This is a genomic window from Pedobacter hiemivivus (genome assembly GCF_004331685.1).
In the GTDB taxonomy this organism is placed as follows: Bacteria; Bacteroidota; Bacteroidia; order Sphingobacteriales; family Sphingobacteriaceae; genus Pedobacter; species Pedobacter hiemivivus.
Map to the genome: position 1 here is coordinate 67695 of NZ_SJSM01000026.1, position 6357 is coordinate 74051.

General features: G+C 38.1%; 5 protein-coding genes and 1 pseudogene. All 6 read left to right on the plus strand.

Going from position 1 to position 6357, the window contains the following annotated elements; translation table 11 throughout:
- The first annotated feature begins 1 nt into the window (after position 1).
- Positions 2-871, plus strand: coding sequence for a tetratricopeptide repeat protein (locus tag EZ444_RS23775; protein ID WP_131612066.1), 870 nt, complete (start codon positions 2-4; stop codon positions 869-871).
- A 251-nt stretch (positions 872-1122) separates the two neighbouring features.
- Positions 1123-2673 carry an Rne/Rng family ribonuclease gene (locus EZ444_RS23780; RefSeq protein WP_131612068.1) on the plus strand — a complete coding sequence of 517 codons (1551 nt, stop codon included), beginning with the start codon at positions 1123-1125 and terminating at the stop codon, positions 2671-2673.
- 169 nt (positions 2674-2842) lie between these two features.
- A complete protein-coding gene (gene radA, locus EZ444_RS23785; protein ID WP_131612070.1) occupies positions 2843-4219 on the plus strand; it encodes a DNA repair protein RadA in 1377 nt (458 codons plus the stop codon).
- Positions 4220-4535: 316 nt separating this feature from the next.
- Positions 4536-5093 (plus strand): LemA family protein, encoded by a 558-nt coding sequence (locus EZ444_RS23790; protein WP_131612072.1) that lies wholly within the window; start codon positions 4536-4538, stop codon positions 5091-5093.
- Positions 5093-6028 carry a DUF3137 domain-containing protein gene (locus EZ444_RS23795; RefSeq protein ID WP_131612074.1) on the plus strand — a complete coding sequence of 312 codons (936 nt, stop codon included), beginning with the start codon at positions 5093-5095 and terminating at the stop codon, positions 6026-6028. The genes EZ444_RS23790 and EZ444_RS23795 overlap by 1 nt, the downstream gene beginning before the upstream one ends.
- A 139-nt stretch (positions 6029-6167) precedes the next feature.
- Positions 6168-6357: pseudogene (locus EZ444_RS23800) on the plus strand (IS5/IS1182 family transposase); the annotation flags it as partial.

The following is a 6357-nucleotide window of genomic DNA, read 5'->3' on the forward strand; positions in this document are numbered from 1 at the left end:
CATGATAAAAAGTATCCATTCCAAACAAATTATTCTAATAGGCGCTGTCATTTTGCTTGTAGCATTTTTGTTTACGAGGGATATTAAAGGTTTGGTAAAACCGAAAGAAGATACCACTGCTGCTGTTCCTTCTGCTGGGCAAATGCCTGCTCAAGAAACAGCAGCAATCAATTTAACTGAGGTTTCGACTACAGGTAAAAATTTGCTAAATGCTAGTCTTGCCGCTGAAATCACCTCATTAGAAAATGCCTTTAAATCTGCTTCTGAAGACAAGAAAGCTCCAGCAGCAAAATTATTGGCCCAAAAATGGGATGATCTGGAACAAACTGTTCCAAGCGCATTATATTTAGAGATTGTAGCAACAAAAGAGCCTACTTTAAACAATTGGCTAGTAACGGGTGATAAGTTTTTAAAAGCTTATGACAACACTCGCGATAGCTTATTACAACCTGCATTGTTACAAAAAGCCAATACGGCTTATACCAATGCAGTAGCTGCAGATTCGACCAGTGCTGATGCTAAAACAGGCCTAGGTATTACCATTGTTAATGGTATGGGTATGCCAATGCAAGGTATCGCCATGTTAATGGATGTAGTGAAAAAAGACCCTAAGAACTTAAAAGCAAATATGAGCTTAGGTACTTTCGCCATAAAATCCGGTCAGTTTGATAAAGCGATTACAAGATTTAATAGTATTATTGCGATTAAGCCTACCCCAGATGCTTATTTTTATCTGGCTACAGCTTATGAAAATCTTGGAAAAAATGAAGAGGCAATTGATGCTTATTTAAAGAGCAAAAAATTGGCTGCCAATGCAACTTTATCTAAATTTATTGATGAAAAAGTAATTGCGTTGAAGACTAAAAAATAATAAACAGATTCAAAAAATATTTAAACTTTAAAATTATGCCAAGCGGTAAAAAAAGAAAAAGACATAAAATGGCTACGCACAAACGCAAAAAACGTTTAAGAAAAAACAGACATAAGAAAAAATAATTTTTCTTAATGTTTATTGCTCAACAACTAAGGCTAGGATCTGATCGTAGCCTTAGTTGTTGGCAGCAATATTTTTTTTATTGTCCATGTGTTAATAAGGCAGTAATGCCTTAAAATCTGTAGCTTTTGGTAAAGGAACTAATTATAGATTCATCTCCTTCGGGAGTAACCATAGCTTTAATTGAAGATAAACACCTTGTAGAACTTCATAAGGAGCAGATCAATAACAATTACGCAGTTGGAGACATTTATTTAGGCCGTATAAAGAAAATTATGCCGGGTCTAAATGCTGCGTTTGTTGATGTTGGTTATGAGAAAGATGCCTTTTTGCATTATTTCGATCTTGGTCCTCAAGTACAATCTTTAATAAAGCTTACAAAAATCAAGCGTAATGGCTCTGTTAATGGCACACTATTAGATAATTTCAAATTAGAAGAGGACATTAACAAAGCGGGTAAAATATCAGAGGTAGTCAATAAAAACCTTGTTTTACCTGTACAAATCGCTAAAGAACCAATCTCAACAAAAGGACCTCGTTTAAGTTCTGATCTTTCTATTGCAGGAAGATATATTGTATTGGTACCCTTCTCTAATGTAATTTCAATTTCCAAAAAAATTAAGAGCAATACCGAACGTAATCGTTTAAAAAAGATTATTGAAAGTATTAAACCTAAGAACTTTGGCGTAATCATTAGAACCGTCTCGGAAGGAAAAGGCGTTGCAGAACTTCAGAAAGACCTTTTGGATTCTGTAGCCAAATGGGAAAGCTTTATAAAAAAGCTGCCCGATGCCGAACCCTCTAAGCGCGTTTGGGGTGAAATGGACCGTACATCCACACTGATCCGTGATATTTTAAGTACAGACTTTACAAATGTTTATGTAAACGACACTAATCTTTTCGAAGACATCCGCTCATATGTACATGAGATTTCTCCGGAAATGGAAAAGATTGTTAAAGTATACAAGCATAAGGAGCCTATATTTGAACATTTCGGTATTGAGAAGCAAATTAAAAATGCTTTTGGAAAAACGGTAAATCTAGCTGGTGGAGCCTACCTTGTGGTAGAGCATACCGAGGCTTTGCACGTTATTGACGTGAACAGTGGTAATAGAACTGCGAGTAAAGAAAATCAGGAAGAGAATGCACTCCAGGTAAATAAAGAGGCGGCTAAAGAAATTGCCCGCCAATTGCGTTTACGTGATATGGGTGGTATCGTTGTGATCGATTTTATTGATATGCACAAACCTGCGAACAGAAAAATGTTGTTTGATCACTTAAGAGATTTGATGATGCTGGACCGCGCGAAGCATACCATACTTCCTCCAAGTAAATTTGGCCTTGTTCAAATCACCCGTCAACGTGTGAGACCAGAGATGAACATCGTAACAAGCGAGAAATGCCCTACCTGCGACGGTACGGGAGAAATTAAGGCTAGTATTGTTTTAATGGATGACATTGAAAATAATCTGACCTATATTTTGCAGGAGCAAAACGAAAAAAATATTACGCTTTGTGTACACCCGTACATCGAAGCTTACATTAAAAAAGGATTGATTTCTTTACAGTGGAAATGGTTCTTTAAATTTGGACAACGGATAAAAATCAAAGCAGTTCCGTCGTATAACCTTACTGAATTCCATTTTATTTCTTCTAAAGACGAAGAGATTAAATTATAATAATAACCACGGTTGTTTGAACAGGCCTAATTTCTTGATAGAGATTAGGCCTGTTTTGTTTTAACTGCTGTTTATTTCTGGAATTTAGTCTAAATTCGTAAGCCGTTACGGAGTACAGTGTCTTCCTGAGCATCCCAGATGACGAAATCATTCATTAAAATCAAATCAATTGGCTAAAACAAAATCAGCATATTTTTGTCAGAGTTGCGGGTATGAATCCGCAAAATGGCTGGGCAAATGCCCATCCTGCAACGAATGGAATACTTTTGTTGAAGAAGTAATTGAAAAATCAGCAGCTAAGGTTCCTACATGGAAAAGCAGTTCGGAAACCCAACGTGTGAGTAAGCCGAATAAGGTAGACAATATCCAATCCATAAGCGAAGAACGTACCCTTACCGGAGACAAAGAACTTGACCGTGTTTTAGGTGGCGGCCTTGTTGCCGGATCGGTCACTTTAATTGGCGGAGAACCAGGAATTGGAAAATCTACTTTAATGCTCCAGCTTGCCCTAAATATTTCGGGTAAAAAGATCTTATATGTTTCGGGAGAAGAGAGCGAGCAGCAGATTAAAATGCGTGCAGAACGAATTACAGACAAGCCTAAAGCGGATTGCTACATTTTAACGGAAACCTCGACCCAGAATATCTTTAAGCAAATAGAGATTCTTAAACCCGATATCATTATTATAGATTCTATACAAACGCTACATTCAGCACATATAGAATCAACGCCAGGAAGTGTATCGCAAGTAAGAGAGTGTACGGCCGAACTGTTGCGTTTCGCAAAAGAAACAGATACCCCGGTATTTCTTATCGGTCACATTACCAAAGATGGAACGATTGCAGGGCCAAAGATCCTTGAACACATGGTAGATACCGTTTTACAATTTGAAGGCGACAGGCACCATGTATACCGGATATTGCGCTCCATAAAGAACAGATTTGGAGCCGCTGCTGAGCTCGGTATTTATGCTATGCACAGCAGTGGTTTAAGAGAAGTTTCGAATCCTTCGGAAATTTTACTTTCACAGCGTGATGAAGAGCTGAGCGGGATAGCCATTTCGGCCACATTAGAAGGCGCCAGACCGATGTTAATTGAAACGCAAGCATTGGTTAGCGCAGCAGCCTACGGAACGCCTCAGCGCTCTTCAAATGGCTTTGATACCAAAAGAATGAATATGCTACTAGCTGTCCTGGAAAAAAGATGCGGTTTTAGGCTGAGTACGCGGGATGTTTTCTTAAACATCGCAGGCGGCATTAAAGTGGAAGACCCGGCAATTGATCTCGCTATCCTCGTTGCAATCATCTCTTCGCATGAGGATATCTTTATTTCCTCAAAAATATGTTTTGCAGCCGAAGTTGGACTATCTGGTGAAATAAGGGCGGTTAATAGAATTGAGCAGCGCATCTCTGAGGCAGAGAAACTAGGTTTTGAGCGAATTTTTATTTCCAACTATAATATGAAAGGCCTAATAGTTGAACGTTATAAAATCGAGCTTAGTCCAGTAAGTAAAATAGAGGATGTCTTCTCCGCATTATTTGGCTAAAATGGGCACAATTGAGTAAATAACGCCCCGCTTTTACACACATTGCGCATTAATTTGCTCGAATACAGATATTGATAGCAAAAGCAATCAATATCTATAAACCTGTATAACAGGAGTTTAAACCAAAACAAAGTCGTTTTTCAATAATGGCCTATTAATTGCCTTTATCTATACGTTACCGTTCATTTATGAATTTTAACAAAACAATAGGGATGATTATCCTCGTTATCGTTAGATAACGAGGATTTTTTTTGCCTTAAGCACTTAACGCAAGTATTTGATTTTTTTATATATTTATAAAAATTCAAACGCCGAAATGATAATAGCCTTAATTATTCTAGTTGTAATCGTTCTTGTAGGGATCGGTTTCTACAACTCCCTTATCGGAAAGAAAAACCAAGTCAACAACGCCTTCTCGGCAATTGACGTCATGCTAAAAAAACGTTTTGATCTACTACCAAATTTGATCGAAACGGTAAAACAATACATGAATTATGAAGAAGGCTTACTAGGAAAAATCGTTGAATTACGAACTAAGGCCACAACTGCAAACATCAGCAATGAAGAAAAGCTGGACATAGACCGGCAGTTGAGTACAAGCGTGAAGGGACTAATGGTAACCGTTGAGAACTACCCAGATTTAAAAGCCAACAATAGCTTTATCAACCTTCAAACTACCTGGACAGAGAGTGAAGAGCAAATAGCAGCGGCGAGAAGAACATATAACGCTTCGGTTACCGATTATAACAATGCAATCATGATGTTTCCAGGGAGTATTTTTGCTGGCATGATGAATTATCAGCCCATAAATCTGCTTGCCAACACGGAAGAAGAACGCAAAAACATTAGCGCAAAAGAGCTTTTCAATAACTAATGGACAGCGTACTAGCCGACTTAGAAAATCAACGAAAAGAAGTTTCTGCACTAAAAATAAAGAGCTACCTGTGCATTGCCATAGGTATTTTAACTATAGTGGCAGGAATTGCTTCCGGCACTTTTGCCATAGCCGGGGCTGTTATTGGCGGAATAATGCTGATTACAGGCTTTGTTTTATGGAGCAAGACAAATGCTAAGTTTTACCAATACAGACATAGTTTTAAGCAAGGAGTAATTCCACTGGTTCTCAAAACCATAGATGAAAGCCTTGAAATGGATTATACAAACGGTCTGTCGGAAAAAGAGTTCATTTGTTCCCAGCTATTTAGCAAAGAGCCGGATCGCTATAGGAGCGAAGATCAGGTTTCTGGAATAGCAGGAAAAACATCATTTTCCTTTTCCGAACTTCATGCAGAGTACAAAACTGTTACGCAGACAAAGAATGGTAGGCAAGAACATTGGCATACCATATTGAAAGGAATCGTTTTTTATGCCGATTTTAATAAGAATTTTAATGGTGTAACCATAGTAAGACCCAAAGATATGGGGGCAGCGTTAGGCGCCTGGATATCAAAAGCAATGCCTATATTCAATTCTTCAGACCGAACACCTGTACGGCTGGAAAATCCCGAATTTGAAAAAGAATTTGCTACCTACTCAACGGATCAGGTAGAAGCCCGATACATTTTGACACCGGCGATGATGGAACGACTATGCGAGCTAAATAAGCGCTGCAGTTACACCATTTCACTTTCATTTATAGGTTCCTGCGTTTTTATCGCATTCCCCCTAAACAAGGACTACTTCGAACCCCCTGTGTATAAAAGTATTCTTACTTCAGGTTTTTTAAATGAAGACACCGAAGTAATTCGATTTATGTATGGCATTATTAAAGATCTGGACTTAAATACAAGAATCTGGACGAAAAATTAATCAGTAAATTAAAAGGGCTATATCTCACGAGAGGGCACTGAAAAAGTCCTTTTAAATATTTGGAGTCCAAAAAGAGCAGAAGAACTATGGTTATCTGCTCTTTTTTTGTACCTTAAAAGTAGGTTTTAAAAGGTGCCCAATGTTAGCTCATCAACAAAAGATTCAATTCAGTGCCTACTCAGGATTGTATGATTTGATCATTCCCAAAGACAATTTACTTCGAAAGATCAACGATCTAATAGACTTCAGTTTCATTTATGATGAACTGCTCGAGAAGTACTGCCACACCAATGGACGTACTGCGGAGAGTCCCATCCGTATGTTTAAGT

Excerpts from the sequence above, each read along its gene's own strand:
- EZ444_RS23795 (WP_131612074.1), top strand. The coding sequence starts at position 5,093 with ATGGACAGCGTACTAGCCGACTTAGAAAATCAACGAAAAGAAGTTTCT.
- EZ444_RS23790 (WP_131612072.1), top strand. The coding sequence starts at position 4,536 with ATGATAATAGCCTTAATTATTCTAGTTGTAATCGTTCTTGTAGGGATC.
- EZ444_RS23775 (WP_131612066.1), top strand. The coding sequence starts at position 2 with ATGATAAAAAGTATCCATTCCAAACAAATTATTCTAATAGGCGCTGTC.